General features: G+C 62.7%; 30 protein-coding genes and 1 pseudogene. 26 read left to right on the top strand and 5 right to left on the bottom strand.

The window, feature by feature from the left end; translation table 11 throughout:
* Nucleotides 1-102: 102 nt before the first annotated feature.
* The 3 genes from ACTIFK_RS07160 to ACTIFK_RS07150 all read left to right on the top strand — a co-directional run bounded on the left by ACTIFK_RS07160 (nucleotide 103) and on the right by ACTIFK_RS07150 (nucleotide 2,527).
* Nucleotides 103-855 (top strand): FHA domain-containing protein, encoded by a 753-nt coding sequence (locus tag ACTIFK_RS07160; protein ID WP_439542366.1) that lies wholly within the window; start codon nucleotides 103-105, stop codon nucleotides 853-855.
* Nucleotides 856-1,060: 205 nt separating this feature from the next.
* A complete protein-coding gene (locus tag ACTIFK_RS07155; protein ID WP_439542365.1) occupies nucleotides 1,061-1,888 on the top strand; it encodes a PP2C family protein-serine/threonine phosphatase in 828 nt (275 codons plus the stop codon).
* 117 nt (nucleotides 1,889-2,005) lie between these two features.
* Entirely contained in the window at nucleotides 2,006-2,527 is a 522-nt protein-coding gene (locus ACTIFK_RS07150; RefSeq protein WP_439542364.1) for a hypothetical protein, read from the top strand.
* A 101-nt stretch (nucleotides 2,528-2,628) separates the two neighbouring features.
* Here the strand turns inward: ACTIFK_RS07150 and ACTIFK_RS07145 are convergent, their stop codons facing one another.
* Entirely contained in the window at nucleotides 2,629-3,081 is a 453-nt protein-coding gene (locus ACTIFK_RS07145) for a hypothetical protein (protein WP_439542363.1), read from the bottom strand.
* 306 nt (nucleotides 3,082-3,387) lie between these two features.
* Here ACTIFK_RS07145 and ACTIFK_RS07140 point away from each other — a divergent pair.
* The 14 genes and pseudogenes from ACTIFK_RS07140 to ACTIFK_RS07075 form a co-directional block, all read left to right on the top strand.
* A pseudogene (locus tag ACTIFK_RS07140) lies at nucleotides 3,388-4,044 on the top strand (response regulator transcription factor); the annotation flags it as partial.
* Between the two features lie 119 nt (nucleotides 4,045-4,163).
* Nucleotides 4,164-5,429, top strand: coding sequence for a flagellar hook protein FlgE (locus ACTIFK_RS07135; RefSeq protein ID WP_439542362.1), 1,266 nt, complete (start codon nucleotides 4,164-4,166; stop codon nucleotides 5,427-5,429).
* Nucleotides 5,430-5,463: 34 nt separating this feature from the next.
* Complete coding sequence (flgK, locus tag ACTIFK_RS07130; protein WP_439542361.1) at nucleotides 5,464-6,933, top strand: flagellar hook-associated protein FlgK; 1,470 nt, start codon at nucleotides 5,464-5,466, stop codon at nucleotides 6,931-6,933.
* Nucleotides 6,934-6,935: 2 nt separating this feature from the next.
* Entirely contained in the window at nucleotides 6,936-7,985 is a 1,050-nt protein-coding gene (locus tag ACTIFK_RS07125) for a flagellar hook-associated family protein (protein ID WP_439542360.1), read from the top strand.
* A 29-nt stretch (nucleotides 7,986-8,014) separates the two neighbouring features.
* Complete coding sequence (flaF, locus tag ACTIFK_RS07120; RefSeq protein ID WP_439542359.1) at nucleotides 8,015-8,362, top strand: flagellar biosynthesis regulator FlaF; 348 nt, start codon at nucleotides 8,015-8,017, stop codon at nucleotides 8,360-8,362.
* Entirely contained in the window at nucleotides 8,359-8,787 is a 429-nt protein-coding gene (locus tag ACTIFK_RS07115) for a flagellar biosynthesis repressor FlbT (RefSeq protein WP_439542358.1), read from the top strand. The genes flaF and ACTIFK_RS07115 overlap by 4 nt, the downstream gene beginning before the upstream one ends.
* A 1-nt stretch (nucleotide 8,788) precedes the next feature.
* Nucleotides 8,789-9,205, top strand: a complete 417-nt coding sequence (gene flgD, locus ACTIFK_RS07110) for a flagellar hook assembly protein FlgD (protein ID WP_439542357.1) — start codon at nucleotides 8,789-8,791, stop codon at nucleotides 9,203-9,205.
* The gene (gene fliQ, locus ACTIFK_RS07105; RefSeq protein ID WP_291154367.1) at nucleotides 9,202-9,468 is read left to right on the top strand and encodes a flagellar biosynthesis protein FliQ; all 267 of its coding nucleotides are present in this window, start codon (nucleotides 9,202-9,204) and stop codon (nucleotides 9,466-9,468) included. Before flgD ends, fliQ begins: the two co-directional genes overlap by 4 nt.
* A 114-nt stretch (nucleotides 9,469-9,582) precedes the next feature.
* The gene (gene flhA, locus ACTIFK_RS07100; RefSeq protein WP_439542356.1) at nucleotides 9,583-11,673 is read left to right on the top strand and encodes a flagellar biosynthesis protein FlhA; all 2,091 of its coding nucleotides are present in this window, start codon (nucleotides 9,583-9,585) and stop codon (nucleotides 11,671-11,673) included.
* A complete protein-coding gene (gene fliR, locus ACTIFK_RS07095; protein WP_439542355.1) occupies nucleotides 11,670-12,425 on the top strand; it encodes a flagellar biosynthetic protein FliR in 756 nt (251 codons plus the stop codon). The genes flhA and fliR overlap by 4 nt, the downstream gene beginning before the upstream one ends.
* 6 nt (nucleotides 12,426-12,431) lie before the next feature.
* Nucleotides 12,432-12,839, top strand: a complete 408-nt coding sequence (locus ACTIFK_RS07090; protein ID WP_439542354.1) for a hypothetical protein — start codon at nucleotides 12,432-12,434, stop codon at nucleotides 12,837-12,839.
* 49 nt (nucleotides 12,840-12,888) lie between these two features.
* Complete coding sequence (locus ACTIFK_RS07085; protein ID WP_439542353.1) at nucleotides 12,889-13,287, top strand: rod-binding protein; 399 nt, start codon at nucleotides 12,889-12,891, stop codon at nucleotides 13,285-13,287.
* Between the two features lie 2 nt (nucleotides 13,288-13,289).
* The gene (locus ACTIFK_RS07080) at nucleotides 13,290-13,664 is read left to right on the top strand and encodes a flagellar protein FlgN (protein WP_439542352.1); all 375 of its coding nucleotides are present in this window, start codon (nucleotides 13,290-13,292) and stop codon (nucleotides 13,662-13,664) included.
* Nucleotides 13,661-14,122: a hypothetical protein gene (locus tag ACTIFK_RS07075; RefSeq protein ID WP_439542351.1), complete on the top strand. Its 462-nt coding sequence runs from the start codon at nucleotides 13,661-13,663 to the stop codon at nucleotides 14,120-14,122. Before ACTIFK_RS07080 ends, ACTIFK_RS07075 begins: the two co-directional genes overlap by 4 nt.
* Before the next feature lie 61 nt (nucleotides 14,123-14,183).
* Here the strand turns inward: ACTIFK_RS07075 and fliI are convergent, their stop codons facing one another.
* From fliI to ACTIFK_RS07060, 3 genes are read right to left on the bottom strand one after another with little or no spacing between them, the layout of a single operon-like run.
* Nucleotides 14,184-15,590: a flagellar protein export ATPase FliI gene (gene fliI, locus ACTIFK_RS07070; RefSeq protein WP_439542350.1), complete on the bottom strand. Its 1,407-nt coding sequence runs from the start codon at nucleotides 15,588-15,590 to the stop codon at nucleotides 14,184-14,186.
* A gap of 45 nt (nucleotides 15,591-15,635) precedes the next feature.
* Nucleotides 15,636-16,364, bottom strand: coding sequence for a flagellar basal-body rod protein FlgF (gene flgF, locus ACTIFK_RS07065; protein ID WP_439542349.1), 729 nt, complete (start codon nucleotides 16,362-16,364; stop codon nucleotides 15,636-15,638).
* A complete protein-coding gene (locus ACTIFK_RS07060; protein WP_439542348.1) occupies nucleotides 16,364-17,152 on the bottom strand; it encodes a DUF1217 domain-containing protein in 789 nt (262 codons plus the stop codon). Before ACTIFK_RS07060 ends, flgF begins: the two co-directional genes overlap by 1 nt.
* Before the next feature lie 373 nt (nucleotides 17,153-17,525).
* On the opposite strand from ACTIFK_RS07060, the gene motA reads away from it, so the two are divergent.
* The 4 genes from motA to ACTIFK_RS07040 all read left to right on the top strand — a co-directional run bounded on the left by motA (nucleotide 17,526) and on the right by ACTIFK_RS07040 (nucleotide 20,503).
* Nucleotides 17,526-18,404 (top strand): flagellar motor stator protein MotA, encoded by an 879-nt coding sequence (gene motA, locus ACTIFK_RS07055; RefSeq protein ID WP_439542347.1) that lies wholly within the window; start codon nucleotides 17,526-17,528, stop codon nucleotides 18,402-18,404.
* Between the two features lie 72 nt (nucleotides 18,405-18,476).
* On the top strand, nucleotides 18,477-18,857 hold the full coding sequence (fliN, locus tag ACTIFK_RS07050; RefSeq protein ID WP_439542346.1) for a flagellar motor switch protein FliN: 381 nt from the start codon (nucleotides 18,477-18,479) through the stop codon (nucleotides 18,855-18,857).
* Nucleotides 18,858-18,928: 71 nt separating this feature from the next.
* Nucleotides 18,929-20,011 (top strand): flagellar biosynthesis protein FlhB, encoded by a 1,083-nt coding sequence (gene flhB / locus ACTIFK_RS07045; RefSeq protein ID WP_439542345.1) that lies wholly within the window; start codon nucleotides 18,929-18,931, stop codon nucleotides 20,009-20,011.
* A gap of 9 nt (nucleotides 20,012-20,020) precedes the next feature.
* Nucleotides 20,021-20,503 (top strand): hypothetical protein, encoded by a 483-nt coding sequence (locus tag ACTIFK_RS07040; RefSeq protein ID WP_439542344.1) that lies wholly within the window; start codon nucleotides 20,021-20,023, stop codon nucleotides 20,501-20,503.
* Between the two features lie 29 nt (nucleotides 20,504-20,532).
* On the opposite strand, the gene ACTIFK_RS07035 is transcribed toward ACTIFK_RS07040, so the two are convergent.
* Nucleotides 20,533-20,832, bottom strand: coding sequence for an usg protein (locus tag ACTIFK_RS07035; RefSeq protein WP_439542343.1), 300 nt, complete (start codon nucleotides 20,830-20,832; stop codon nucleotides 20,533-20,535).
* 169 nt (nucleotides 20,833-21,001) lie between these two features.
* On the opposite strand from ACTIFK_RS07035, the gene ACTIFK_RS07030 reads away from it, so the two are divergent.
* From ACTIFK_RS07030 to flgG, 5 genes are all read left to right on the top strand, one after another.
* Nucleotides 21,002-21,640 carry a MarC family protein gene (locus tag ACTIFK_RS07030; protein WP_439542342.1) on the top strand — a complete coding sequence of 213 codons (639 nt, stop codon included), beginning with the start codon at nucleotides 21,002-21,004 and terminating at the stop codon, nucleotides 21,638-21,640.
* 139 nt (nucleotides 21,641-21,779) lie between these two features.
* Nucleotides 21,780-22,160: a flagellar basal body rod protein FlgB gene (gene flgB, locus ACTIFK_RS07025; RefSeq protein WP_439542341.1), complete on the top strand. Its 381-nt coding sequence runs from the start codon at nucleotides 21,780-21,782 to the stop codon at nucleotides 22,158-22,160.
* 3 nt (nucleotides 22,161-22,163) lie between these two features.
* Nucleotides 22,164-22,583, top strand: a complete 420-nt coding sequence (gene flgC, locus ACTIFK_RS07020) for a flagellar basal body rod protein FlgC (protein WP_439542340.1) — start codon at nucleotides 22,164-22,166, stop codon at nucleotides 22,581-22,583.
* Nucleotides 22,583-22,915, top strand: coding sequence for a flagellar hook-basal body complex protein FliE (locus ACTIFK_RS07015; RefSeq protein WP_439542339.1), 333 nt, complete (start codon nucleotides 22,583-22,585; stop codon nucleotides 22,913-22,915). The genes flgC and ACTIFK_RS07015 overlap by 1 nt, the downstream gene beginning before the upstream one ends.
* A gap of 22 nt (nucleotides 22,916-22,937) precedes the next feature.
* Nucleotides 22,938-23,726, top strand: coding sequence for a flagellar basal-body rod protein FlgG (gene flgG / locus ACTIFK_RS07010; protein WP_439542338.1), 789 nt, complete (start codon nucleotides 22,938-22,940; stop codon nucleotides 23,724-23,726).
* The last annotated feature ends 60 nt before the right edge of the window (nucleotides 23,727-23,786 follow it).

Genomic DNA, 23,786 nt, shown 5'->3' with positions numbered 1-23,786 from the left:
CGAGCCGGAGCGGGTCTCCGGCAGGACGACATGGGTTGCCGTGCGGGTCATGCGCCCGCAAGCCGGCCAGTGACAACAGTTTGAGGTAAGGAGAGCAGGTCGATGTCAGGCAGCGCTGGGCCCCAGGGCCAACGGTCGGGACGGTTTCTTGGATCGCTGAAGGACGCGTTGGTTGCAGCCAGCCGCGAGGATACGGGCCGGCAGGACGCACAACGCGCGCAGGCCCCGGCCGCGCCGGGCGACGTGATCGCGGTGGCCGGACCTGAGGCGGCGGCCCAGCTTCCGGCGCCATCGCCGGGTGACGGCGGTTCGCTCAGCGCCGCGGACGCCGCGCGCGAGGCGCGTACGCCCCGGGTGACGGCCGAGAACCGGCATGTCGAGGCCGATTCACCTCCAACCACGCGTGTGGTGCGGGCGGCCAAGCAGCCCGAGCCCACGTCGCGGACGACGCTGGTGCGCGGAAAGATGCAGGTGACGCGCGGGGCTTTCGACCAGGATCCGGTCGTCGGCTGGCTGGTGGTTGTCGGCGGCGCGGGCATCGGCCAGTTCCGGCCGATCTTCGAAGGCAATAACTCGATGGGCCGGTCGGCCAATAACCGCATCGCCATCGATTTCGGCGACGACGCCATCTCCTCCGACGAGCAGGCCTACATCCGCTACGACTCGGCGGATCGGTCGTTCCTGTTCGTGCCGAACCTTGCTAAGACGAACGTCGTTTCCGTCAACGACAAGCGGCCGACGGGAGCCGTCGAGCTGTCGCAGATGGACGTGATCACGATGGGCCGTACGCAGCTCGTGTTCGTGCCGTTCTGCGGGCAGGAATTCGACTGGTCGGCGTTGCAGGAACAGGCCTGACGCGCCGCCGCTTTCGATCGTATGACGACGCAAGCTTGAAATATTTCGCCAGAGCGTTTCCGATCCGATGAAATCGGATCGAACGCTCTAGAATTTCTGATTTGTCGCATTTTCTTACGACGAACCGGTATCCACTTCGTCGGAAAATGCTCCGGTTGCTCACGCCCGGGTGACTGTCTCCCGGGCGATCATGGTTCAAGGACGAATGTTGGCAATTGAGCACGCGAGTCGCGCCACCAGGGGAGCACGAAGCTACCAGGAGGATACGGCGCTGGTCTGGACGGGGCGGGACATCGGTTCGGCCGGTCCGCAGGAGTTGGTTGTCAACGGCGCGCCCGCGGTGGCGGTGCTGGCCGACGGGATGGGCGGACATGCGGGCGGCGCGCTTGCGAGCCGCATGGCGTGCGAGAGCTTCCTCAAGGCCTATGCCGGGAAGGATGGCCCGAACCGGGACCGTTTGTTCGATGCGCTGACGGCCGCGAACCATGCGATCGCAGAGACTGTCGTCGCCAATCCGATGCTCGCGGGCATGGGGTCCACCCTGGTCGGCGTGACGTTCGGCGCCGAAGGCATCGAATGGGTGAGCGTGGGCGACAGTCCCCTGCTGCTCTACCGGCGCGGCGAAATCGCGCTTCTCAACGAAGATCATTCGCTCGCGCCCGAACTCGACCGGCTGGCGGCATCCGGCGCCATGACCGAGGAAGACGCGCGGCGCGATCCGCGGCGTCATATGCTGCGCTCGGCGGTGACCGGCGAAGACATCGATCTCATCGACCTGTCGCGCCGGCCGCTCAAGGTCGAGCTCGGGGATTACATTATTCTTGCGAGCGATGGCCTGCAGACACTGGAGCCGGCCGAGATCGAGCGCATCATCGCCGCCTATGCGGACGACGGCGCCGGGGCGGTGGCCAATGCGCTGATCCGGGCCGTCGAAGCGCTCAAGGATCCGCATCAGGACAACGCCACCGTGGTCGCGGTGCGCCTGCTCGCGCAGGATGACGAGCGGCCCGCAGGGGTTACGACCTCTTCCTGACTCCGCTGCTGCCCTGCAGCTTGTCGTGCCTGCAACATGGGCGCAAGGCCCGAACAAGGCGTGGCATCGATACTCCCTGCTTCTCCGGCCATTGCGCCGTGACGAGGAGGACGATCGTTGGTTTGGCCGTCGAAGGTCCGGCGCGGCAGATACAAGCACGCGTTCGAGGATGCGCTCGACGAGGCGTCGCTCGATGCCGACGGCAATCCGATCCTGTCCGATGACGACGAGAAGCGCGTGTCAGGTCCCATGGTGGGCAGCCTCGGGGACATATCCATCGCGTCCGGGTATGTGGCGCAGGCTTCACTCGCGCGCGCCTACGAAGCCGAAGGCGAGGATGAGGCGGATGCCGAGCTGCCGGGTGAGCCTGTCGTGGCTCCCGGCGAGGCGGCCCGCACCATGAAGCTGGCTCTCGAGGCCAAGGAGCACACATCCGCCGAGCTCAGGAAGATGCGCCGCCGTTTTGCGGCGGCCAACCATCCCGATCGCGTGGAGGCACCGCTGCGCGATGAAGCCGTCGCGGCGATGGCAGACATCAATGCCGCCATCGACAGGGCGCTGCTCAAGCAGGCGAGAACCGTGCATGAGACGGAGGGGCCGGCGAAAGACCGCAAGCCGGCGCGTGATAGATCGCGCTAGAGCGTTTTTCGATCTGATGAAATCGGATCGAACGCTCTCTTCTGTTTTGCCGCATTTTCTGACGACGAACCGGTATCCGCTTCGTCGGTCTAGGGCTTGCTCTATTTAATGCGGCGGCCGCCTTCGAACTCGACCAGCCCGCCGCCGATGTCGTCCTCCCAGCGGAACGCCGCCAGGAAGTCCTCGCACTCGCCCATCCTCTCACCGGGATAGGCTCGCATGTGCACGACGCGGCCGTTGTCAAACCAGACGGTGACGAACAGAGGGGCCTTTTCGCGTACAACGTCGCGGACGTACGGGTCGAGGAAACGAATGAAGAAGCGGCGCGGGCAATATTGCCAGGCCGTGCGCAAGCCCTTCACCTGGATGTAGCTCGGCGGCCCGAGGACCGACTGCAGCTCGGTCTGGTTCATGCCGGGCGCGACGAGCGCGATGGCGAACTCTTCGCTTGTCGCCGGGCGGGGCGCAAAGATCACCGCGCTCGCGAGCGTCATCGCGATGGCAAGCCGCCTCAATCTGGCGATGGACGACACGCTGCCGAATGCCTTTTGCATCGCCCTTCCGAGTTTGAAATCGACAAGCCTATGCATCGCTCGCGCAAGGGCGCGTCCGAACGCACTTCGCATTAGAAGCTCCGCCCCTTGCGTGAGGCTGAAGCGCGCCGATTGTCGTCCGCATGCGAATCGTTAGGTGCTCTTGGGACTCACCTCGGTGATTTTTTTGCGCAACACTACAAGAGCGATTTAGAATCGAATCAGAGAAATCCTCAACAAATCGTTGATCGCAAAGCCGGTTCACTGCATCCCCAGGGATGTGGGGTGGCGTTAGTGATTCGGGGGTGCCGATGGGGGGAACGTCACATGATCGTGGTCGTGGACGAGCGGGCTACTGTGACCGAGGGTTACGCCTCTTGGTTCACGCGCGAGGGAATTTCTGCCTGCGGGCTCGCGCCCGCGGAATTTGAAGGCTGGGTCAGCTCGGTCTCCGAGTCGGACATGAAGTCCGTCGAGGCCTTTCTGCTGGGCGATTGCGAAAATCGCTGCGCATTGGCCCGGATCATCCGGCGCAGGTCGTCGACCACCGCTGTCATCGTCATGAACGAGAACCGGTCGCTCGAGGAGACCCTCGATCTCTTCGCGGTCGGCGTCGACGATGTGGTCAGGAAGCCAATTCACGTCCGCGAGATCATCGCGCGCGTCAAGGCGATCCGCCGCCGGGCGGTGGGAGCGCCGGACTGCACCGATGTCGGCGAAATGCGCGTTTTCTTCGACGGACGCGATCCCGAAGTGGCCGGAGAGGTGCTGCAACTTCCGCGGCGTGAGCGTCGCATTCTCGAATATCTGGTCGCGAACCGCGGTTGCCGGATCAACAAGACGCAGATTTTCAATTCGGTCTATGGCCTCTTCAGCGAGGACATCGACGAGAACGTCGTCGAGAGCCACATCAGCAAGCTGCGCAAGCGCCTGCGTCACCGGCTCGGTTACGACCCAATCGATTCAAAGCGCTACCTCGGATACCGGCTCGTGACCGAGGCAGGGGGCGAAAGACGTGGGGAAGCTGGTGTTTCATCCAGCCTCGCACAAGATGCGAATGCTCTATTTGACAAGGTGGAGCTATTCGCAAAGGACCCTGTGATATGAGCATTTCCGGCATGATGCGGACGAGTGCGTCCGGTATGGCTGCTCAGTCGAGCCGCCTCGGCACAGTGTCCGACAACATCGCCAACGCGAGCACTCACGGGTACAAGCGCGCATTCACGGAATTTTCGACGGTCGTGCTCGAGTCGGGCAGCGGCACATATGTGCCCGGCAGCGTCGACACGCAGATCCGCTATGGCATCACCCAGCAGGGCGGTTTCGACTACACGACATCGGCAACCGATCTCGCTGTCAGTGGCGACGGGTTCTTTCTGGTCGGCGATCCGAGCGGAACGACGTACCTGACGCGCGCCGGTTCGTTCGTGAAGATTGCGAACGGCGATCTCGTCAACGCGGCCGGCTACACTCTGCAGGGCTACCCGCTGAACGGCGGAACCGCTGCCGTTTCTGCCAACGGCACCACCGGTTTGCAGAACGTGAATATCGGTGCGATGGCGCTTGAAGCAACGCCTTCCACGACCGGCAAATTCTTCGTCAACCTGCAGGAAGACGCGGCTATCCAGACCGACACGCCGTCCGGCAACGCCGCAACGGCCGTCTATACGTCAAAAACCTCGATGACGGTGGTGGACAACGTCGGCCGCGAAAAGACGCTCGACATCTATTATACCAAGACTGCGGCCAACGAGTGGGAGATCGCGGTCTACGACGCGGCGGACGCGGCCTCTGCGGGTGCTCCGTTCCCCTACGCAAACGGCCCCATCAACGCCAACAACGAAGTGCTGATATTCGATCCGCTGACGGGCCAGCTCGATCCGTCGAGCCCGCAGACTCTCGAAATCACCGTTCCGAACGGCGCCAGTCCGTTGGTCCTGGACGTTTCGCAGTCGAGCGAATTGGCGGACGAATTCCAGATTCTCTCGTCCGACGTCAACGGCAACAAGCCGAGTTCGGTCGAGAACGTCGAGTTTGCGAGCGACGGTACGCTGTACGCCGTGTACGGCAACGGCGCGCGCGTCGGCATTTATCGAATACCGCTTGCGACCGTCGCCAGCCCCGACAATTTGAAGCCAGAAGCCGGCAATGCCTATTCGATCAGCGCCACATCGGGCGCGTTGCAGCTGGGCTTCCCGGGGACGTCCCTGTTCGGCTCGATCCGCTCTTCGGCGCTCGAGAAATCGACGGTCGATACCGCGACGGAGCTGACCACCATGATCGAATCTCAGTTTGCCTTCACGGCGAACTCCAAGGTCTTTCAGACCGGTGGTGAGCTGATGGAGGTCCTCGTCAATCTCAAGCGGTAATCCGCGTGAGGTGAAGTAGGGGAGTGGATGCGCGATGACCCTTTCCGCAAGTTTGTCCAGCGCAAACTCGTCCCTCAACGTGGCTGGCGAACGGACATCCGTGGTTTCGCGCAACATCGCGAACGCGGACCGCGCTTTCTATACGCGCAAGTCGGTGGAAGTGGTGACGACGCCGGGCTCCGGCGTCAGAACGTCCGGCGTGACGCGGGCCGAAGATCTCGTGCTCTTCCGGAAAGTGCTGGCGTCCGGATCGTCGTCGGCCATGAATTCGGCTTTGCTCGATTCCCTCGATCTCCTCAACGCGACGATCAACGACGTCGAGCTCGACTCGTCACCGGCGGCCCTTGTCAATTCGCTTGCGAACGCGCTGCAGAGCTATGCCGCACAGCCTCACAGCCAACTTGCGGCCGAAGCCGCCGTGCGATCGGCGCGCGATCTCGCAAGCAGCCTCAATAACGCTGCCGCAACCGTCCAGCAGGTTCGCAACGACGCCGATCTCGGCGTCCAGTCGTCGGTGGACCGGATCAATTCGCTGGTCCAGCAATTCCAGGGCGTCAACTCCCAGATCGTCAAGGGGACGGTCACGGGTGCCGACGTCACGGACTACATGGACCAGCGCGACGAGCTGCTGGCGAAACTCTCGAACGAGATTGGCATTCGCACCCTGTCCCGGGCCGACAACGACATGGCGATCTACACCGATAGCGGTGTGACGCTGTTCGACCGGTCGCCGCGAACCGTGACTTTCCAGCGGACCCCGAATCTGACGCCCGGTACGCCAGGCAACTCCGTGTTCATCGACGGCGTGCCGGTGACCGGCGCCAACGCCACCATGCCGCTGCAGTCCGGGCGGATCGTTGGCCTCGTGCAAGCGCGCGACGACATTTCGCTGTCGTACGAAGCGCAGCTCGACGAGATGGCCCGCGTGCTGGTGACGGCGTTCGCGGAGTCGGATCAGGTCGGCGGCGGCCCGGATGTGCCCGGCCTGTTTACCTATTCAGGCGCGACGGACGTTCCGCCCGACGGCGTGTTGATCAGCGGTTTGGCGAGCAGACTGCGCGTGAACGCCAATGTCGATCCGGATGCCGGCGGCCTCGCGACCCGGCTGAGAGACGGTGCGATCTCGGATCCGCTGAATACCGACTACCTCTACAACACCACAGGTGCGGCCAGCTACTCCGACCGTATCGACGAACTGCTGACGAAGATGAACACCGCCTACGCGTACGATCCGGCCGCGAAGCTGTCGGCGAGCGGTACGCTTTCCAATTTCGCATCGATTTCGGTCGGCTGGCTGCAGGAAGGGCGCAAGGTCGCCGACGACAGCTATCAGTACCAGTCGACGCTCTACAACCGCTCATTCGAGGCCTTCTCCCGCACGACGGGCGTCAATCTCGATGAGGAACTTTCGCTCATGCTGGAGATCGAGCGTTCCTTCCAGACATCGTCCAAGCTGATCAGCGTCATCGATAGCATGTACAGCGCCCTGCTCGGAGCTATCTGATCATGAAGACAAGCAACATCTCGACGCTGGCCCTGGTGAACGCAACGCGCGAAACGCGCGTCAACCTGCAGATCAAGCTGGCTGCAGCGCAGAAGGAATCGGCGACTGGCCGGCACGCGGACGTGGGCCTCAGCCTGGGCTACCTCACGCAGCGCACCGTTTCGCTGCGCCAGGACCTGGATCGGCTGAACACGTTCAAGGACACCAATACGGTTTCTTCGTCGCGCCTCGAGCTGACGCAGACGACGCTCGAAGGCCTCGGAGAGGCGGCGCAGGGGTTCTTGCAGACGCTGATGGCGGCGCGCGCGGCGCGAACGAGCGATGGCGTGGCCGTCGCCGACGCCAAGGCCAAGATCACGTCGTTCACCGCGGCCATGAACACGGCCGTCAACGGCGCGCATATTTTTTCAGGCGTCAACACGGACGTAAAGCCGGTCGCGGATTATTTCGAGCAGCCGACATCGGCGGCGCGTACGGCGATGGGCGATGCATTTCTGACGGAATTCGGCGTTGCGCAGTCGCAAGCCGGCGTCGAGACGATCACCGGCGCGGACATGTCGTCGTTCCTGGACAACGCCTTCGCCGATCTGTTCAACGATGCAAACTGGACGACGACGTGGTCGTCGGCCTCGGACCAGAACATCTCCAACCGAATCTCGAACAACGAACGCATCGAGACCTCGACCAACGCCAACGCGGATCCGTTCCGGCGGATCGCGTCCGTCTACACGATGATCGGCGACATCGGGCTCGAGGAGCTTTCCGACGAAGCCTACTATGCGGTCGTGGACAAGGCGATCGGCGAGCTCGGGCAGGCCATCGGAGATCTGACGCAGCTGCGGGCGGGCCTCGGCACCTCCCAAGAGCGCATCAAAGCCGCGAATGACCGCACCGATATTCAGGTCACGCTCATGACACAGCACATCACGGCGCTGGAAGGGGTCGATCCCTACGAGGCCACCGCGAACGTCAATGCGCTGCTGACGCAGATCGAAACCGCTTATGCGTTGACTGCCCGCCTGCAGAACCTGAGCCTGGTCAACTTCATCTAGGGCACTTACGCCGGGATTTGGAAACTTGAATGTATAAGTTCTACTATGACGAGGTCCTGGACGAGTCTCCCAAGGTGGCTCGGGAGCACGAACGGACCGCGCTCGAAAAGTCGATCGAACTTCTGCAAGCGGCCGAGCAGCGCGGCGCGCAATCGCGCGAGGCTGTCGATGCGATCTATTTCGTGCGCAAGCTTTGGGGAATTTTTATCGAAGATCTTGCGAAGCCGGAGAACGGCCTGCCGGACAAGTTGCGGGCCGATCTGGTTTCGGTTGGATTGTGGATGATGCGTGAAACAGAGGAAATCCGGCACGGGCGGTCTTCCAACTTCGCCGCGCTGATCGACGTTTCCAGGACGATATCGGAGGGACTGAGATGACCACGCCGACACGTGTCACGCTGCGGGCGGGAGAGCGCATTTTCATCAACGGGGCCGTGCTGCGCTCCGAGGGTCGCGCGACGTTCGAAATTCTCAACGACGTGCCGTTCCTGGCCGAGAGCGAGATCATGCATGCGCAGCAGACGGTGACTCCGCTGCGGCAGCTTTATTATGTCCTGCAGACCATGGTGATGGAGCCAGGGGGGATCGAGGCCGCGCGCGGCGTCTACGATGACACCATGTACTGGCTCAAGCAGGCGTTTTCCAATCCGATCGTCGCAGCCGGGCTGGAGACGATCTCTCAGAAAGTGGCGGCCGGGGCACCCTTCGAGGCGCTCAAGACGCTGCGGACACTTATCCCAATCGAGGACGCTATTCTGGGCGGAAACCGGATGGCCGAACTCCGTGTCGTAAAGGCAGGCTGACATGACCGTACCCGCAACAACCTCGTCCACCACGACGCAGCAACAGCAACAGCAAACCAGCACAACGGGAACGGCTGCGGGGAACCTCAACTACGACTCGTTCCTGAAACTGCTGACCGCGCAGATGAAGTTCCAGGATCCAACGAAGCCGATGGATTCGACGCAGTTCGTCGCTCAGCTCGCCTCGTTTTCGAACGTCGAGCAGGGCATCAAGATGAACTCGAAGCTCGACGCCCTGATCACATCGATGGCGCTGAACCAGGCCGATGGCTTGATCGGCAAGACCGTGACGTCCGCGGATGGAAAGGTGACGGGCAAGGTGGCCGCCATCCAGGTCTTCTCCGACGGCGCCGTGGCCGTTCTGGAAGACGGCAAAAAGATGCTGATGGAAGCCGGCGTGAAGGTGTCCAACTCATGAACCCAGCTGACGCGCTCGATCTCGGCCAGGCCGCGATCTGGACGGTGGTGATCGCCTCGTCGCCTGCGGTGGTCGCGGCCATGTTCGTGGGTATCGTGATCGCGCTTCTGCAGGCCCTGACGCAGGTGCAGGAAATCACCCTGACCTTCGTGCCGAAGATCATTGCCATTCTGCTTGTCACGTCGTTCACCGCGCCTTTTGTCGGTGCCGTGATCTTTTCGTTCGCCGAGCAGACGTATGCCCGCATTCCGAGCGGGTTCTAGCCGGATTTTCCAAGCTGGCGCCAGCGGTTGCGGTGACCGCGGCGGCGCCCGGGAGACCTTCGCACAAGGTTGCTAAGTCAAACTCGCGCCTCACGTAGCAGGCTCGAGGGTAGCATGGCCACGACTGTCGCTGTTCCTGGTACGACAAAGGGGATCGGCAACTCGCGCGATATCGGTTTTGCGGTTGGCATCGTCACAATTCTGACGGTGCTGTTCCTGCCGCTGCCGGCGATCATGATCGACATCGGCCTGGCGTTTTCCATCGCCTTCGCCGTGCTGATCCTCATGGTCTCGCTGTGGATCCACCGTCCACTCGAGTTCTCCGCCTTTCCCACGGTGCTGCTGATCGCCACCATGCTGCGGCTGTCGCTCAACGTGGCGACGACGCGCCTCATCCTGTCCGAGGGCAACGAAGGTCATACGGCGGCCGGTCACGTGATCGCGGGCTTTGCCAACTTCGTCATGGGTGGCGACTTCGTCATCGGCGTCGTGGTGTTCGTCATCCTCATCACCGTCAACTTCCTCGTCATCACGAAGGGCGCGACGCGTATCGCTGAAGTCGGCGCCCGCTTCACCCTCGATGCGATCCCCGGCAAGCAGATGGCGATCGATGCCGACCTGTCGGCGGGCAACATCAACGAAAACGAGGCGATGACGCGCCGGCGGGAACTGGAAGAGGAAAGCGCCTTCTTCGGCTCGATGGACGGTGCCTCGAAGTTCGTGCGCGGCGATGCGATCGCCGGCCTCATCATCACCGCCGTCAACATCTTCGGTGGCATCATCATCGGCGTGACCCGCCACGAGATGGATCTTTCGCACGCGGCGGACGTGTTTGTGCGGCTGTCCGTCGGCGACGGTCTCGTCACTCAGATCCCTGCGCTCATCATTTCGCTCGCCGCGGGCCTGCTCGTGTCGAAGGGCGGCACGCGGGGATCGGCCGAAATGGCCGTGTTCTCGCAGCTCGGTCATTATCCGCGCGCGCTCGGCGTGGCCGGTGTCGTGATGCTCGCGCTTGCGCTGGCGCCGGGTCTGCCGTTTCTACCGTTCGCCGTCCTGTCCGCTGGGTTGCTGTTCATCGCAACCTCCATCCCGAAGAAGCTGGCCGCTGCGAAAGCCGCCGAGGATGCGGTCAAGCATGAGGCGGACCGGCTCAGCAAGGAAGAAGCCCGCCAGTCCGTCAAAGAGCAGCTCAAGACGGCCGAAGTCGAAATCGCGCTCGGCAAGCAGCTCTCCAGTTCGCTTTTGTCGGCGCAGGGAGAGCTTGCGCATCGGGTCGGCCGCATGCGGCGCGCGTTCGCGAAGCAGTACGGCTTCGTCGTGCCGGACATTCGCATCACCGACGATCTCGCGATCCCGAGCAAGTGCTACCAGATCAAGATCCACGGCACGGTGGTGGCTCAGGAAGAGCTCAGGATCGGCGATCTCCTTGTCATCACCGGCGACGGCCCGATGCCGGATGTGCCCGGCGACGAGGCGCGGGAACCCGCGTTCGGCATGAAGGCGATCTGGGTCTCCGAGACGTTCGCCAGCACGGTCAAGCGGGAAGGCTTCAATCCCGTCGATCCGATGTCGGTGATGCTCACCCATCTGCGCGAAGTCATTCGTGGAAACCTGTCGCAGCTTCTCTCGTACAAGGACATGCGCGCGCTCATCGAGCGGATGGAACCCGAATACCGGCGTCTGGTCGACGAGATCATCCCGTCGCAGCTTTCCTTCTCCGGGCTGCAGGCCGTGCTCAAGCTGCTCCTCGCCGAGCGCATTTCGATCCGCAACCTGCATCTCGTGCTGGAGGCCATCGCGGAAATCGCGCCGCACGTCCGGCGTGCAGAGCAACTGGCCGAGCATGTGCGCATGCGCATGGCGCAGCAGATCTGCGGCGACCTGTCGGATGCGGGACAGCTCAAGGTTCTGCGGCTCGGCAATCGCTGGGATCTTGCCTTCCACCAGAGCCTCAAGCGCGACAACAAGGGCGAGGTGGTCGAGTTCGATATCGATCCGCGTCTGATCGAACAGTTCGGCGCGGAAGCGACCAAGGTGATCCGCGGGCTTCTCGACCAGGGCCATCAATTCGTTCTCGTCTCGGCGCCCGATGCGCGGCCCTACGTGCGCATGGTCACGGAGCGGCTGTTCCCGACGCTGCCGGTGCTGTCGCATCTCGAGATCGCGCGAGGCATCCAGGTCAAGACACTGGGCTCGATCTCGTGATCCCAATCACGGCAGGCATGGTGCTGCTGACATTCCTGGTGTTCTGCCGGGTCGGCGGGTGTCTGATGATGATGCCGGGGTTTGGCAGTTCCCGCGTCCCGATGCAGGTTCGCGTTTTCCTCGCCGTTTCGATCACGCTGGTGCTCGCGCCGCTGCTCATCCCGGTCGTCGAGGGCGACCTCGCGAAGGCAACCCCGCCGACGGTCGCCCAGCTGATCATTTCGGAAAGCCTGATCGGGATCATGATCGGCGTGATGGCGCGCATTTTCTTCCTCGCCCTTCAATTCATGGGCACGGCCGCGTCGATGCTGATGGGGTTCAGTGGCACGCCCGACACGGCCGTTGACGAAGCCGAGCCGGCACCCGCCATGGCCACGCTGTTCACGCTCACTGCCACCGTCATGCTGTTCGTCACGGGGCTACACTTCGAGGTGCTGCGGGCGCTGGTGGCCTCGTATTCGGTGCTGACGGTGACGGACATGTTCAATCCGCAATTCGCGCTGGCGAAGATTACGGATGCGGCGTCGGATTCGTTCATCCTGATTGCGCAGCTCACGAGCCCGTTTCTGGTCTATGCCCTGATTTTCAACTTCCTGGTGGGCATCATGAACAAGATGACGCCGCTCATTCCGGTCTACTTCATCTCGACGCCGTTCGTGCTCGCCGGCGGCCTGCTGCTGCTCTATTTCACCTTCAGCGAGGCGATGACGCTGTTTTTTGTCGGCTTTCAGCAGTTCCTCAGCAAGGGGTGAGCGCGGATGCGGGATCGGGTCCGAAGCCTCAAGCGCATCGCGGACGTGCAGAAGCAGCTGCACAACCTCGAAGAGGTCAAGTATGCGCGATTGCAGCAGCGCCTGGCCGAGTGCCGGTCCGCACAGGATGCGCTCTCCAACGTGCTTTCGAACGACGACGCGCTGCACGGGCTGTTCGTCGACGTGACGGTGCGGCGGTTGAAATCGCTGCGCCAGGAGGAGGCCAAGCTTGCGCCCGAAATCGAGGCGCAAGCCCGCGTCGTGCTCGAGCACGGAGGGAGGCTGCGCAACTCGGAACGGCTCAAGGACGAAGTGACGGTCGAGCTCAGGCGCATCGAGGAACGAGAGGAATTGGAGCGTCTTTTGGAGGCCGGGTTCGCGCAGGCCCTCGCAAGCTCCAAGCAAGACCGGTGAGTCATGGTGGCGGGGTGGAGTTCCGCCTGCCTGAAAGGGCCCCGTGTCTATGGCCGAAATGACCGTCCGTCCGCTTTCAGACGTCAAGGCCGTGAGCGAGCATCCGCTGGCCGCGCGGGCGCCGCATGTGCGCAAGACGGCGGACGCTGCCGAGAAGTTCGAATCTTTCGTTTTGCAGAGTTTCATCCAGGAGATGATGCCCCAGCAGGCCGAGGGCGTGTTCGGGGCCGGCATTTCGGGCGACTTCTGGAAATCGATGATGTCGGAGAAAATTGCCGAGCAGGTCGCCGCGCGCGGCGGGCTCGGAATTGCGGACACGGTGCGGGCCGGCCATCAGGCGCCGATGCGGCCCTCGGGCGGGCTCTCCCTCGGTGTCATGAGCCACCTTTCCACTCTCAATAGTTTGAGCGCGCCGCTGCCCGGCGCCGAGCCGGATACCGGAGCGTAAGCATGTCGCAGATCCCGTCTCTCGTGACCTCAACCGTCGAGCTTTCGATCCAGCGGCTCGAGGACATCGTCGAGCAGGAGACGGCCGCGCTGCGCGAGCGCAAGGTGGTCAATCTCAAGGACTTCAACGATCGCAAGAGCCAGGCGCTGCTCGAGCTGATGCGATTGATGCGCACGCTGCAGGGCGGACCGCCGAGCCCATCGCTTGCGGCGCGCGTCGCGGTGTTGAAGTCCAAACTTGCCGTCAACCAGGCCGTGCTCCAGCTTCATCTCGAGGCCGTGCGCGAGGTGTCGAATTCGCTTGCGGACGCGATCCGCAATTCGGACTCGGACGGGACCTACACGCCGGCCATTTCCGCTAGCGCCAGGCGCGCATGATCAAGGTCGTCCTCACCGGCATCTGGGCGTCGCTCATTGCGGTGGGCGCGGTATTCGGCGTGTTGGAATGGCAGAAGCATTCGGCGGCGGGCGCGGCGCTCTCCGCCGGCGTGAAGCTCGAGGAATTCCGCACCAAGGCCATCAACGTTCCGATCATCGGCGGCGGCACGATCCAGGGCTACATGGTGGCGCAGTTCGTGTTCACTGTGGACGCGATCGCGCTCACGAAAATTCCGTTTAACCCGGAAGTCTATGTGCTGGATGAAGCCTTCAAGACCATCTATGCCGGCGAGCAGGTCAACTTCCAGAACATGAAGAAGCAGGATCTGCCGGAGCTGGCCAAGAAGCTCGGCGAAAACGTCAACAAGCGCCTCGGCATGGCGATCGTGCAGGACGTGCTGATCGACCAGTTGTCGTACATCCCGAAGAAGGACGTTCGCGGCCCGCCGAAGCTCTAAGCTACGGCCGGGACGTGTGCGGCGACGCGGTGTGCGGATTCGGGCGGGCCGTATCGGCCGCCTATTTCTTTGCAGGATCTTCCTTCGGCGCGAGCGCGCGGGCGATTTCCTGGAATGGATCGATGCTCGACGGATCCGTGAGCGACTGCTTCATCGCCTCGTAGAGCTTCGGGACGACATCGATGGCCTTGTCGAGCTCGGCATCGGCGCCGCGCTGGTAGCCACCCATCAGGCGAAGATCGCGCGTGTCCTCGAAATGAGCGATCATGGCGCGCAGCATCATGACCAGTTTGCGCTCTTCGACGGACCAGACGGAATTGGCGAGGCGCGAAACGGAGGTCAGCACGTTGACGGCCGGGTAGCGGCCTTGGTCCGCAATCTTGCGTTCGAGCACGATGTGGCCGTCGAGGGTGCCGCGAATACTGTCGGCGATCGGGTCGTTGTGGTCGTCGCCGTCGACGAGCACGGAAAAGACTCCCGTGATCGAGCCGGTGCCTTCTTCTCCGGGGCCCGCGCGTTCAAGGAGCTTCGGCAATTCGCTGAAGACGGACGGCGTATACCCTCGCGCGACGGGCGCCTCGCCGGCGGCGAGCGCCACTTCGCGGGTGGCGTGTGCGAAGCGCGTCACCGAGTCGACGATGAGGAGCACGCTGTCGCCGGCATCGCGGTAGAATTCGGCGATTGCGAGCGCCGTCTTTGGGGCGAGACGGCGCATCATCGGGCTTTCGTCGCCGGTCGAAACGACCGTGACGGCGCGGCTGCGGTTCTGCGCTAGCGCATCTTCGAGGAACTCGCGCACTTCGCGGCCGCGCTCGCCCACAAGCGCGAGCACAACGGTGTCGAAGCCTTGCGAACGGGCGAGCATAGACAGCAGGGTCGATTTGCCGACGCCGGAGCCCGCGAAGATGCCGATGCGCTGTCCGGCGCAAAGCGGCGTGAAGAGATCCATGACGCGGACGCCCGACTTGAGCGGTTTGCGAACGCGCTGGCGGCTCATGGCGGACGGTGGTTCGGCATCGAACGCGTAGGCCTTGTCGCCCTCCTGCAGGGGCCCGAGGCCGTCGATCGGCGCGCCGAGCGCGTTGAGCACGCGGCCCTTCCAGGAGGCGTGAGGGCGCAGGCTCTGGTTGCCGTGCAGCCAGCCGATCTCGCCGGGGCCGATCTTGAGGTTTGCGTCGAACGGTTTGATGGTCGCTTCGCCCTTGTCGATGCGGACCACTTCGCCGAGCTGAGGGACGGTGCCGGACGCGAAGCTGATGCAATCGCCGAGCTTCAAGTGGCGCGAGAGACCGGAAACCTGGACATAGGCCGGCGTGACGTGGGTGACGACGCCGCCGATGCGGGTTAGCGGCAGGGCGGCGGCGGCGTGGACGACGCGCTGCTCCAGCAGATCGAGCGCGGTCGGGCGCGGCTCCTTTGCGCGGCGACTTGGCGTCTGGCGATCCGGGCGTGCGGCGGCTTCAGTCATGCGGTCTCGTGTGCCCGTTCGTCGATGCGTCTAGGTGGATATCCGTCAGCCGGTCTCGCCGAGGGTCTTGATCGCGGAGCTCAGTGTCTTCTCGGCCTCGGAGATGGAATTGCTGATCGAGTCGAAGGAGCGCTGGATCTGGATCAGGCGGGAGATTTCCGCGACGGGATTGACGTTCGCCTGTTCGATGAAGCCCTGCTGGACGCCGACGACGCTGAAATCGAGCGCGGGTTGGGCGGCCATGTCCGGGATCACGCCGGAATTCTCGAAGCGGGCGAGGTGGGCCTCCTGGGGAATGGTGAAGAGGCCCAGGGCGCCGAGCTGCTGGCCGCCTTGCGTCAGGGTGCCGTCGCGCGCGATGTTGGGCGTGCCGCCGTTCGGATTGAGCTGAATCGGTGCGCCGCCGACGTCGAGCACGGGAAAGCCGTTGAGGGTGCGAAGCTCGCCTTCCGGCGTCATCGTCATGCGGCCATCGCGCGTGTAGGCCGTTCGCCCGCCCGGAGCGCTGATGGCGAGCCAGGCGTCGCCCGTGACAGCCACGTCAAACTTGTTGTCGGTTTGCACGAGCTCGCCTTGCTCGCGCGAGATGTAGGTCTTGGCGGCGGAGACGAAGGCCGTCGGCTGATCCGTTTTCTGCGAGAGCAACTGGTCGAACTTGATCTCCTCGGCGCGAAAGCCAGCCGTCGTGACGTTGGCGACGTTGTGAGCCAATGTCTCGAGACGGCGCATGGTGGCCATCTGACCGGACAGCGAGACATATAGGCTGGGCTGCATCAGCGGCCTCCGAGCTTGAGAAGTTGCAGGCTGGCGAGAACGTCGGTCGAGATGCCGACGGGAAGCGTCGCGGACATGAGGGGTACGGTCTGGGAGGTGGCCTGCGATGCGGCGCCGTTGTTGAGTTCCCAGAGCGACGTGAAGCGGGTGATGAAGGACTCGAGCTTCTTCGGGTCCTTGAAGTCGGCGACGTTGACGCGTTTCGAATACATCTCGATCTGCTTGTCGAGAGACATCAGGGCGGTCTCGGCCGGCATGTTCAGCGCCGTCTGCATGACCTTCAAGAGCGCCTTATCGGCCATGATGCCGAGTGTCGAGGAGACAGTCGGGGCCTTGCGCGCGAAGTAGAGCGCGAGGCGGACACCCTCGTTCTGCTCGCCGGAGCGCTGTTCCAGCGCTAAGCGGAGGTAGCGGTCGACGGTGCCCTGCCGGGCGTCCGTGCTTTCGGTCGCCGTCTCACCCTTCGCCTTGAAATCGAATGTGGCGGCCAGCTCTTTGAAGCGCGGATCGGTGAGGGAGTTGGCGAAAGACTTCGGGTCGGAGAGGCCCTCGGTGAGCACCTTTTTGACGAAGGCCTTGGCGTAGGCCATGTCATCGAGCCCGAACGCCTTCATGGCGAAGCGGTAGACGCGGTCGTTCTTCATGAAGTCATCGACAGATTTAATCTTGCCGATGTTGTCCATGTAGAACTGAGCTTCGCGCGCGATTTGCGGATCCTTCGAGATCGTGGTGAGCGATTTCGTCAGATCTTTCGCGATTAGCCGGTAGTTGTCCGATGTTGTGAGCACGGTCTTCGGGCCTCGTGTCGGGTTGCCAGTTTGGTCAAAGCGGCTTGTCTCAGGCTGACGTCACTTCGTGCTGCAACCGGATCCGCAAGACTTGCGGACAGCGGACGTGCCGGCGGCAGTGGACGCAGGCGGCTTGAGGCGGCGCTGATCAGGCTCGCGCAAGGAGGTGCCAGCTAGTGTGATGATCGAGAAATTCGCCGCACTAGGCGGCAAGCTCTGAGCGGATTTCTCGATCTGAATCACACTAGCAAGTCAATGCTTCTAGTGTCCCTTGTGATTCCGAAGTTCGCTCCGGGCCTTGCCGCGAACTCTGGCGAACTTCGGAATCGGGACACTAGTAATGCGTTAACAACGCTTAATGCGAGGTTAGCTCGTGACGATCATCCTCGGCCTTGTCGTAATACTCGTCTGCATGCTCGGCGGCTTCATGGCCATGGGCGGGCATGTCGACGTGCTATGGCAACCGTGGGAATTCGTCATCATCCTCGGCACGTCGCTCGGCACGTTCATTGTCGCCAATCCCATGAAGGTCATAAAAGATTCCGCAAAGGCCATGGGCGAGGCGTTCGGCAACGTCGCACCTACGTCGCGGCACTATCTCGACGTGATGGGTTTGCTCTATTCGCTGATGCGAGAGCTGCGCAGCAAGCCGCGCAACGAGGTCGAAAAGCACATCGATGCCCCCGACGAATCACCCCTTTTCCAGAAGTTCACCACGGTCCTGAAGAACAAGGATCTGACGGTGTTCATCTGCGACTATTGCCGCCTCATCATCATCGGCAACGCGCGCACCCACGAGGTCGAGGCGCTGATGGACGAAGAGATTCAAACGCTTCGCTATGACAAGCTCAAAGCCTATCAGGCGATTAGCAACGTGGCAGACGGGCTTCCCGCCATCGGCATCATCGCGGCGGTTCTGGGTGTCATCAAAGCCATGGGCGCGATCTCGGAGCCGCCGGAGGTGCTCGGGCATCTGATCGGCGCGGCGCTGGTTGGCACGTTTGCGGGCATTTTCTTCTCCTACGGCGTGTTCGCTCCGATGGCCACGAAAATCAAGGGCGGGCGTGAGAAGCAGATCCGCCTCTATATCGTCGCCAAGCAGACCCTGCTCGCGTTCATGAACGGGGCCATGCCGCAGGTGGCTGTCGAGTACGGCCGCAAGACGATTTCCGCCTACGAGCGCCCGACGATCGACGAAGTCGAAGCGGAAACTGTGGGCGGCGGTGGTGGCGAATCGAAGAAAGCTGCTTAGACTTTCTGACGGTGCCGCGGGCGGCACCGCTTTTATCTTCGATGTTAGACACGCTGAATTCAGGAAGATCCGATGGCCCAAGAAGATATGCGTCCTGCCGGTGCGGAACTCCAGTCGATCGGGGAACCCTCGCAAGCCGAATCGTTCGCGGATATCGCCGCAGCGGCGGCAGGCGCTGCCGGTCAGCGCCCGCGCCATCTCGATACCGTGCTGCAAATCCCGGTATCGGTGAAAATCGTGCTCGGTTCCGCCACCATGCCGGTTGCGAACGTTTTGAAGCTGGGCCGCGGCGCCGTCGTGCCGCTCGACCGTAAGGTCGGTGAGCCGGTCGACGTGGTCGTGAACGGGCGCATCATCGCGCGCGGCGAAGTCGTGGTGCTCGACGAGGACAATTCCCGCTTCGGAGTCTCGCTGACCGAAGTGATCGGCGCCGCCGGCCCTCGCACCTCGTGATCCGGGCGTCTATTCAGAACGCCCGCGCTTAGCCCTTCTGTTCCCGTCTTTTCTGAGCAGGTCTCGCCGCGATGTCAGACGCGCCGGATAAAGAGAGTAAAACAGAAGAGGCAACAGAGAAGAAGATCCGCGATTCGCTCGACAAGGGTCGCATCCCTTATTCGAGAGAAGCGGCCACTCTCTCGACGATGCTCGCGATTCTGATCGCCACCGTCTTCCTACTCGCCGACAATGCGATCAAGCTCAGGTTCTCGCTCGAGAACTTTATCGACCAGCCCGGCTCCTTCCTCATTTCCAACGGCGCGGACGCATCTGCGATCCTGATGGTCGTGTCGATGGAAGCGGCGAAATTCGTGCTTCCGATCGTTCTCGTGCTTGCGATCGCCGGCGTGTTGGCCTCACTGCTTCAGAACCAGCCGAGTTTCGTCGGCGACCGGATACAGCCGAAGCTCGAACGCATCTCGATTTTCAAAGGCTGGACGCGCATCTTCGGCGTGCAGGGCCAGGTTGAATTTCTCAAGAGCTTGTTCAAGCTCTCGATCGTGGCTTTCAGCGGGTATATCGCGCTTGGCGCGTCCTACCGGGATTTCTTCAATGTGATGTTCATGGAGCCGACGGCGGTTCCGAGCCTCATGCAGGATCTTAGCGTGCGTTTCCTGTCGGCGATCGTGACGGCCACGGTTGTGCTCGTCGCGGCCGACCTCGCCTGGTCGCGCTTCTCCTGGCACAAAGAGCTTCGGATGACGAAGCAGGAAGTCAAGGACGAGCATAAGCAGGTCGAAGGCGATCCGATGATCCGGATGCGCTTGAGGTCGCTGCAGCGCGACCGGTCGCGGCGCCGGATGATGCAGGCTGTGCCGAAGGCGACGCTAATCGTCGCCAACCCGACGCATTATTCGGTGGCGCTGCGCTACGTCCGCGAAGAAGGCGGCGCGCCGGTCGTGGTTGCAAAGGGCAAGGACCTTATCGCGCTCAAGATCCGCTTCATTGCAGAACAGAATGGAATACCGATTTACGAGGATCGTTCTCTAGCACGCTCGCTCTACGCAAGCGTCGAGGTGGATAAGATGATTCCACCGGAGTTCTACAAGGCTGTCGCCGGCATCATCCTGTTCCTTGCACAAAAGGGACAGCAGGCGCGGCGGCCGGTGTGAGGATTTGATATGCTGAAGCAAGGCAAAGATTATTCGCGGGAACGGGAAAAGGCGCTTGCCGACGGCCTGCGCGATGTGGCTTCCGAACTCCGGCTGGTCGATCCGGCGGATTTCATCGCCTATCTTCGCACCGAGCAATTCGGCAACATCCGCAATCTCGTCAATTCCTCGACGGAAATGTTTTTCAAGCCGGGCACGATCTGCTTCGGCCTTTCCGGCGAGGTCGAGCTGCCGTGGGGCTGTGCCCCGTGCATTTCGCTCGACATGGAATTCCACCACTTGAACGTATCGGCGTACTTCCGGCTGGTGCTGCAATCGCTGCAGGCGGGAATCGAGATCAGCTATGTCTCGTTCGAAGGCGGGGCGGACGATCCCGATGAGAATACGCATCGCCTGATCGAGGCGATCGAAGATGCGCGCATCGCGCCTCCCAGCCGCAGACGCAAGCGGCCGGGTGCCGTGGCGCAGGACGGCCCGTCTCTCTCCGCCTAGTCTGCGAAGAGTGCCGAACGCCGGTTTGCTCAGTTGAGCCGGATTTCGGCTCCGACGAGCCGCAACTCGCAGGGCTTGATCAACCCGGAATGGGCAACGAGGACCTGGTGGAGTCTGCCCTCCAGGTTGCGCGTCCAGAAGTCGAGAAAGCTTTTGAGCTTCGGGTATCGCGGATGGAGATCGTAGTCCTGCCAGATGTAGCTCTGCATGAGAGCCGGGTGATCGGGTAGGCGGTAGATGATCTCGGCGGTTGTCAGGCTATAGCCCGCAAGCATGCGGACAAAATCGTTGTCGGCGGTGCTCAATGTCGGCCCCCAAAATAGACCCATGTGCACCGCCAAGCTTACGCCGATTTGTTATAATCTCAATATTCATGTTTTAATTCAGCGTGTTAGCAGCAGGCGTCGTTCGGTGCTAACAGGCTGCCTCGCGATTCCGCACGGCGTGGATAGACTGCCTGTTCGTTGATCGAACTCTTCGCTGACCGGACGGGACGCCATGCTGGCCGCCGCGCTGACGAGCTTCACGACTTTCTTCGCGACCGTCGGTCCCATCGAGGCGGCGGTGCTGTTCGCGACGTTGACGCCAGCGATGCCGGTCGTCGAGCGGCGCAGGATCGCCGTGCGAGCTGTCGCGATCGCGAGCCTGATCCTCGCCGCCGCGACGTTGGCGGGCGGACCGATGCTCCGGCAACTCGGCGTCACGATCTCCGCGTTGCAGACGGCGGGTGGAATCATTCTGCTCGTGATCGCGCTCGACATGGTGTTCGCGCGGCCGTCGAGCGCGTTCAAGCTGACGCCTTCGGAAGGGGCGGAAGCGCAGCGCAAGGAGGACCTCGCCGTCTTTCCGCTCGCGACCCCGCTGCTGGCCGGGCCGGGGGCAATGAGCGCGGGCATCCTGCTGGCGGCGGCCACGGGCGGGAACGCGCTATCGCTCGGCATCACGATGGGGGCTCTCGCGGCCGTTATGGCACTTTCGCTCGTGCTTCTGCTGACGGCGCACGAGCTGGCGCGCTTTCTCGGCATCACGGCGCAGCGCGTGCTGATGCGCGTGTTCGGCATCCTGCTGGCGGCGATCGCGGTGCAAGCCCTCTTCAACGGCATTGCCGGAAGCGGACTGGTGCGGGCCGCGATCTAGCGCCTATGCATCCGCGTTAACACTTTCAGTATGCGAGGGTTTTCGCATCTGGCGCGACGTGTTGCAGGCCGTAATCACAAGCTTCGGACAAGATTGAAGACCTACAACTGAGGCAGGCTCAGGTGAGGCGCGCGCTTCCATGGACGCAATCAATTTCTTTTCGATCGCCTCGCAGCAGAACCGCTGGCTTTCCGTTCGGCAGTCGGTGCTCGCCCAGAACATCGCCAACGTCAATACGCCCGGCTTCAAAGCGCTCGATGTGCAGCCCTTCGAAGCGGTGCTGAATTCGACCGGCATCGAAATGCGCAAGACGCAGGAAACGCACCTCTCGCCGACGAGCGGGACGGGCAGCGACGCGGAGACGGAAGAAGCCGCCAAGTGGCAGGTCGTGCACTCCGGCAACAGCGTCAGCCTGGAAGAGCAGATGCTGAAGGCCGGCGAAGTGGCCGGAAACTATGCGCGCAACACCAGCGTGATGAAGACCTTCCATCGTATGTTGCTTGCAGCGTCGCGGGGGTAAGACATGTCCGATCCCATGCAAGTCGCGCTCAAGGTTGCCGCCTCCGGTCTCGAGGCGCAATCGCGGCGCATGCTCATCGTTTCGGAAAACCTCGCCAACGCGTCCTCGACGGGCCAGACGCCGGGATCGTCTCCCTATACGCGCAAGACCGTCAGCTTCGAATCCGCGCTCGATGACGCGACCGGCGCCAAGCTCGTCAAAGTGGACAGCGTCGATCTCGACAAGAAGCCTTACCGCATCGAATACGACCCCGGCCATCCGGCCGCAGACGCGAACGGCAACGTCAAACTGCCCAACGTTGACATGCTCGTCGAGCTCGCGGACATGCGCGAAACGAACCGCTCGTACGAAGCAAATCTGCAGGTCGTCAAACAGGCCCGGTCGCTCATCTCGATGACGATCGATCTTCTCAGGAGCTCATGATGCTGGACGGCGTCGGCAAGGTATCTCCCTTCGGCGGCGTCGGCGGCGCGGGTGCAATCGCGCAGCCGACCCCCGTCACCGGGGCCGTCAATCCGGTCAAGACCGAAGCGCTGCCGACCGACTTCGGCGTCGTGCTCGGGCAAATGACACTCGATGCGATCAGCACGCTCAAGGCGGGCGAGCAGACGGCGGTCGCAGGTGTACGCGGCCAAGCCACGACACAGCAGGTTGTCGAGGCGGTGATGGCCTCGGAGCAGACGTTGCAAGCCAGTATTGCGATCCGCGACAAGGTGGTCGCCTCGTATCTCGAAATCAGCCGCATGACCATCTAGCGGAACAAGCCAGGGCCCGTGCATGAGAGCGCTATCCATTGCTGCGACCGGTATGAACGCGCAGCAGACCAACCTCGAGGTGATCGCGAACAACATCGCGAACATCAACACGACCGGCTACAAGCGGGCGCGGGCGGAGTTTACCGATCTCCTGTATCAATCCGAGCGCGCGCTCGGCGCGCCGGCGCGTGGCGGACAGAACAACGTGCCTGAGGGCGCGTACGTCGGTCTCGGCGTGCGTACGGCCGCGGTTCGCCATCTGCATCAGCAGGGCTCGCTCGCGCAGACGACCAACAAGCTCGACGTCGCGATCAACGGGCGCGGCTGGTTCCAGATCACCGGCCCGGACGGGCAGACGCTCTATACGCGTGACGGCGCCTTCAACAAGAACGACCAGGGCCAGATCGTGACCCTCGACGGCTACGAGGTTCAGCCCGCGATGACCGTGCCGCAAGATGCGACGGACATCACGATCAACGAGTCGGGCGAGGTCTACGCGACGGTGGCCGGACAGGTGGCGCCGCAGCTCATCGGCCAGTTGTCGATGGCGTCGTTCGTCAACGATGCCGGTCTCGAGCCGCAGGGTGGCAACCTCTACAAGCAGACCGAATCGTCGGGCGATCCCGTGACGGGCGTGCCGGGCGATGCCGGTTTCGGCAAGATCCATCAGGGCTATCTCGAGAATTCGAACGTCGACGCCGTGAAGGAAATCACGCAGCTGATCGCTGCGCAGCGCGCCTACGAGATGAACTCGAAAGTGATCCAGACCGTCGACGCGATGTACGGCACGGTCGCCAATAACATGCGCTAGCGCTGAGGAAGGGTGGTGACGGGCATGGTGCAGGGACCCGCAAGGTTCAGGATGCGGGGA

It is taken from the genome of Hyphomicrobium sp., assembly GCF_051860585.1.
GTDB lineage: Bacteria > Pseudomonadota > Alphaproteobacteria > Rhizobiales > Hyphomicrobiaceae > Hyphomicrobium_C.
This window is presented reverse-complemented; position numbering and strand designations above follow the sequence as displayed.

What these genes read in the sequence shown, in the direction of transcription:
- fliI (WP_439542350.1), bottom strand. Translation starts at nt 15,590, where the DNA reads ATGACTGAAGCCGCCGCACGCCCGGATCGCCAGACGCCAAGTCGCCGC.
- fliN (WP_439542346.1), top strand. Translation starts at nt 18,477, where the DNA reads ATGGCCCAAGAAGATATGCGTCCTGCCGGTGCGGAACTCCAGTCGATC.
- flhA (WP_439542356.1), top strand. Translation starts at nt 9,583, where the DNA reads ATGGCCACGACTGTCGCTGTTCCTGGTACGACAAAGGGGATCGGCAAC.
- ACTIFK_RS07015 (WP_439542339.1), top strand. Translation starts at nt 22,583, where the DNA reads ATGCTGGACGGCGTCGGCAAGGTATCTCCCTTCGGCGGCGTCGGCGGC.
- ACTIFK_RS07030 (WP_439542342.1), top strand. Translation starts at nt 21,002, where the DNA reads ATGCTGGCCGCCGCGCTGACGAGCTTCACGACTTTCTTCGCGACCGTC.
- flgF (WP_439542349.1), bottom strand. Translation starts at nt 16,364, where the DNA reads ATGCAGCCCAGCCTATATGTCTCGCTGTCCGGTCAGATGGCCACCATG.
- ACTIFK_RS07090 (WP_439542354.1), top strand. Translation starts at nt 12,432, where the DNA reads ATGCGGGATCGGGTCCGAAGCCTCAAGCGCATCGCGGACGTGCAGAAG.
- fliQ (WP_291154367.1), top strand. Translation starts at nt 9,202, where the DNA reads ATGAACCCAGCTGACGCGCTCGATCTCGGCCAGGCCGCGATCTGGACG.
- flgB (WP_439542341.1), top strand. Translation starts at nt 21,780, where the DNA reads ATGGACGCAATCAATTTCTTTTCGATCGCCTCGCAGCAGAACCGCTGG.
- ACTIFK_RS07135 (WP_439542362.1), top strand. Translation starts at nt 4,164, where the DNA reads ATGAGCATTTCCGGCATGATGCGGACGAGTGCGTCCGGTATGGCTGCT.
- ACTIFK_RS07035 (WP_439542343.1), bottom strand. Translation starts at nt 20,832, where the DNA reads ATGGGTCTATTTTGGGGGCCGACATTGAGCACCGCCGACAACGATTTT.
- ACTIFK_RS07160 (WP_439542366.1), top strand. Translation starts at nt 103, where the DNA reads ATGTCAGGCAGCGCTGGGCCCCAGGGCCAACGGTCGGGACGGTTTCTT.
- ACTIFK_RS07155 (WP_439542365.1), top strand. Translation starts at nt 1,061, where the DNA reads ATGTTGGCAATTGAGCACGCGAGTCGCGCCACCAGGGGAGCACGAAGC.
- ACTIFK_RS07075 (WP_439542351.1), top strand. Translation starts at nt 13,661, where the DNA reads ATGATCAAGGTCGTCCTCACCGGCATCTGGGCGTCGCTCATTGCGGTG.
- flgG (WP_439542338.1), top strand. Translation starts at nt 22,938, where the DNA reads ATGAGAGCGCTATCCATTGCTGCGACCGGTATGAACGCGCAGCAGACC.
- ACTIFK_RS07125 (WP_439542360.1), top strand. Translation starts at nt 6,936, where the DNA reads ATGAAGACAAGCAACATCTCGACGCTGGCCCTGGTGAACGCAACGCGC.
- flgD (WP_439542357.1), top strand. Translation starts at nt 8,789, where the DNA reads ATGACCGTACCCGCAACAACCTCGTCCACCACGACGCAGCAACAGCAA.
- ACTIFK_RS07145 (WP_439542363.1), bottom strand. Translation starts at nt 3,081, where the DNA reads ATGCAAAAGGCATTCGGCAGCGTGTCGTCCATCGCCAGATTGAGGCGG.
- ACTIFK_RS07040 (WP_439542344.1), top strand. Translation starts at nt 20,021, where the DNA reads ATGCTGAAGCAAGGCAAAGATTATTCGCGGGAACGGGAAAAGGCGCTT.
- flhB (WP_439542345.1), top strand. Translation starts at nt 18,929, where the DNA reads ATGTCAGACGCGCCGGATAAAGAGAGTAAAACAGAAGAGGCAACAGAG.
- ACTIFK_RS07085 (WP_439542353.1), top strand. Translation starts at nt 12,889, where the DNA reads ATGGCCGAAATGACCGTCCGTCCGCTTTCAGACGTCAAGGCCGTGAGC.
- flgK (WP_439542361.1), top strand. Translation starts at nt 5,464, where the DNA reads ATGACCCTTTCCGCAAGTTTGTCCAGCGCAAACTCGTCCCTCAACGTG.
- ACTIFK_RS07080 (WP_439542352.1), top strand. Translation starts at nt 13,290, where the DNA reads ATGTCGCAGATCCCGTCTCTCGTGACCTCAACCGTCGAGCTTTCGATC.
- flgC (WP_439542340.1), top strand. Translation starts at nt 22,164, where the DNA reads ATGTCCGATCCCATGCAAGTCGCGCTCAAGGTTGCCGCCTCCGGTCTC.
- ACTIFK_RS07115 (WP_439542358.1), top strand. Translation starts at nt 8,359, where the DNA reads ATGACCACGCCGACACGTGTCACGCTGCGGGCGGGAGAGCGCATTTTC.
- flaF (WP_439542359.1), top strand. Translation starts at nt 8,015, where the DNA reads ATGTATAAGTTCTACTATGACGAGGTCCTGGACGAGTCTCCCAAGGTG.